Consider the following 3278-nt stretch of genomic DNA (forward strand, 5'->3'; position numbering starts at 1 on the left):
GAGCTCGAGGACGCGATCGACGTCGAGGACGACCATGAGCTGGCCGTCGAGACGGTGGACACCGCCGGCGAGCTTGGCCATGCGGGGGTCGAGATTGACGGGGTTTTCTTCCATGCCGTCCTCGGCGAGCCGCAGCACTTCGCCGATCTGGTCGATCAGGAGGCCATAGGATTCACCGCGCAGGTCGACGCCGACCGCCATCGGGATCTTGCCGTCCTCGGGCTTGGGCAGGCCGAGCCGGGCGCGCATGTCGACCACGGTGACGATGCGGCCGCGCAGGTTCAGCACGCCCGCGATCTCGCGCGAGGACAGCGGCACGCGGGTGACGCGCTCGGGCATGAACACGTCCTGGACGCGGGAGATCGGCAGGCCGAACAGCTGGCCGCCGATCATCGCGGTGACGTATTCGACCATGGCGCCTTCGCCGGACTGGGTCTTCTTGGTCATGTGCGTATCTCCTGATCCCGCTGGTTACGCTGCTGCGCGGCTCAGCTCGGAGGCACCGGCGGCGCCCGCGGTCTGTTCCTTCAGCGCCGCGATCAGACCGGGACGGTCGAACTTGGCGACATAGTCGTGGAAGCCGGCCTGACGGCCGCGCTCGATCGCCGCCGGCGACACCAGCGCGGAGAGCCCGATGATCGGCATCGCGCCCAGATTGCTGTCGGAGCGGATGGTCTCGGCAAACTCGAACCCGTTCATGTCGGGCATCTCGATGTCGGTCAGGACCACGTCGAAGGTCTGCGCGCGCAACGCGGCCAGGCCCTCCTGCGCGGTCGGCGCGGTGCGGACGCGGTAGCCGGCCGCCTTGAGCACCGGGGCCAGCATGTTGCGGAAGAACGCCGAGTCGTCGACCAGCAGCACCGATTGCGAGTGCAGCGACGGCTTCATCTCCTTGCGGGTGAACCAGTCGGAGAACGCCATCGGCAGGAAGTGGCCGACGTCGATCACTTCGGTGGCCTGGCCCTTGATCACGGCCGAGCCGAGAATGCCGGAGGAGGATCCGCCGACCTCGATGTTGAGCCGCTCCTCGACGATGTCGATGATCTCGTCGACGACGAGGCCCATGGAGCGGCCGTCATCGGAGAACACCAGGATCGGCTGGGCGCCCTGGCTCGCGATGGTGACGCTCTCCATGGCAACGAGCGGCATCAGCTGCTCGCGGTACTGCACCATGTAGCGACCGTTCGAGAACTCGATCTTGTCGGCCGGGAGCTCTTCCAGGCGCGTGACGAGCCCGAGCGGGACCGCCTTGGGCTGGGATGAGCCGGCGCGGAACACCAGCAGCGAGGTGGTCTGCTCGCCGCTTCCAATGCTGTGCGTCCCGTTCTCGTTGTTCATGTCATGGGCCGAGGAGCCGGCGGCGCCGAGCGCCTTGGCAATGCCGTTGGGGTCGATGATCATGATGACCGCGCCGTCGCCCAGGATGGTATTGCCCGAGAACATGTCGATGTGACGCAGTTTCGTCGACATCGGCTTGACCACGATTTCTTCGGTGTGGAACACGCCGTCGACGACGATGCCGAAGGTCTGGCTGCCGACCTGCGTCACCACGATGAAGCCGTTCTCGGGATCGGAGACGGCGCCGTCGTCGATCTTAAGCAGCTTCTTGAGATGGATCAGCGGCAGCAGCTTGTTGCGCAGCCTGAGCACCGCGGTGTCCTTGATGCGCTCGATGCGGTGCTCCGAGTTGGCGCGGGCCCGCACCAGCTCGACCACGGAGAGCTGCGGGATCGCAAAGCGGTCGCCGGCGGCTTCCACGATCAGCGCGGAGACGATGGCCAGCGTCAGCGGGATCTTGATGGTGACGGAGGAGCCTTCACCGGCGACCGACTTGATGTCGATGGTGCCGCCGATCTGGTCGATATTGGTGCGCACCACGTCCATGCCGACGCCGCGCCCCGACACCGAGGTGATGGCGGCCGCGGTCGAGAAGCCCGGCGCGAAGATGAACTTGTGGATCTGGGCTTCGCTCATCTTCTCGAGCTCGGCCTCGGTGACCAGACCTGAGGAGATCGCCTTGGCCTTGATCCTGTCGGTGTTCAGGCCGCGGCCGTTGTCGGCGATGCAGATGATGATGTGGCCGCCCTCGTGATAGGCGGACAGGCGGATGGTGCCCTGCTCGCCCTTGCCGCCGGCGAGACGCTCGGCGGGGGTCTCCAGGCCATGGTCGGCGGAGTTGCGCACCATGTGGGTGAGCGGGTCCTTGATCAGGTCGAGCACCTGGCGATCGAGCTCGGTGTCGGCGCCGTGCATCTCCAGCTCGATCTGCTTGCCGAGTTCGCTCGAGAGGTCGCGAACGATGCGGGGCAGCTTCTGCCAGGCATTGCCGATCGGCTGCATGCGCGTCTTCATGACGCCTTCCTGCAGCTCGGCGGTGACGTTGGACAGCCGCTGCAACGGCACCTTGAACTCGGTGTCCTCGTTGCGGCGGGAGATCTCCAACAGCTGGTTGCGGGTCAGCACCAGCTCGGAGACCATGGTCATCAGATGCTCCAGCGTATCCACGTTGACGCGGATCGACTGGTTGGCGATGCTGGCTCCCTCGCCGGCGCCCTCGTCGGCGATCGACTTCTTCGGCGCGGCCTTGTCCTTGGGCGCCTTAACTTCCTTGGCTTCCTTGGCAGCGTCCTTGGCAACAGCCACTGCCGCTTCAGCGGCAGGCTGGGGCTCGGCCTTGACTTCGGCTTTGGCAACGGGGGCCGGGACTTCGATCGCGGTCTCGCGGAAGGCGCGCTCGAGCTCGTCGAGCGAGACTTCGCCCGGACGCAGCGGACGCTCCAGGCTCAGGTCGGCCAGCACATCCTGGCTGGCGGGCGCGGCTTCCACTGCAACTGGTGCGTCCGGCACCAGCGGCGGCGCTTCGGCAACGGGAGCAGCGCTTCCAGCGACCATGGCCGCCATGCCCTGCTCGACCATCGCTTCCAGCTTGTCGATGAGGTCGCGGTCGGTGCCCTCGGGCTCGGCCTCGGTCGCCTCCAGCCCGGCCAGAATTTCCTTGATGCGGTCGATCGAGGACAGGATCACCGTCACCGCCTGCCCGGTCACCGGCATGCCGTCACGGAATTTGCCCATCAGCGTCTCGCCGGCATGCGCCAGCGCTTCCAGTCGCGGCAATCCGAGGAAGCCGCACGTGCCCTTGATGGTGTGGACCAGCCGGAAGATGTTATCCAGGATCTTGGCGTTGTTCGGCTCCTGCTCGAACTTCACCAGCTGATTGTCCACGGTGTCCAGGCTCTCGCTGGTTTCCGTCAAAAACTCCCGCAACAGATCATCCATGA

General features: G+C 66.0%; 2 protein-coding genes. Both read right to left on the reverse strand.

Annotation, left to right across the window (positions count from 1 at the left end; all coding sequences use genetic code 11):
* Positions 1-447 (reverse strand): chemotaxis protein CheW (locus IVB47_RS34180; protein ID WP_247468230.1); only part of this gene is annotated, 447 nt, incomplete at its 3' end.
* 24 nt (positions 448-471) lie between these two features.
* The gene (locus tag IVB47_RS34185; RefSeq protein ID WP_247468232.1) at positions 472-3276 is read right to left on the reverse strand and encodes a hybrid sensor histidine kinase/response regulator; all 2805 of its coding nucleotides are present in this window, start codon (positions 3274-3276) and stop codon (positions 472-474) included.
* Positions 3277-3278: the final 2 nt, after the last annotated feature.

Origin of the sequence: Bradyrhizobium sp. 62 (assembly GCF_023073035.1) — a bacterium.
Taxonomy (GTDB): domain Bacteria; phylum Pseudomonadota; class Alphaproteobacteria; order Rhizobiales; family Xanthobacteraceae; genus Bradyrhizobium.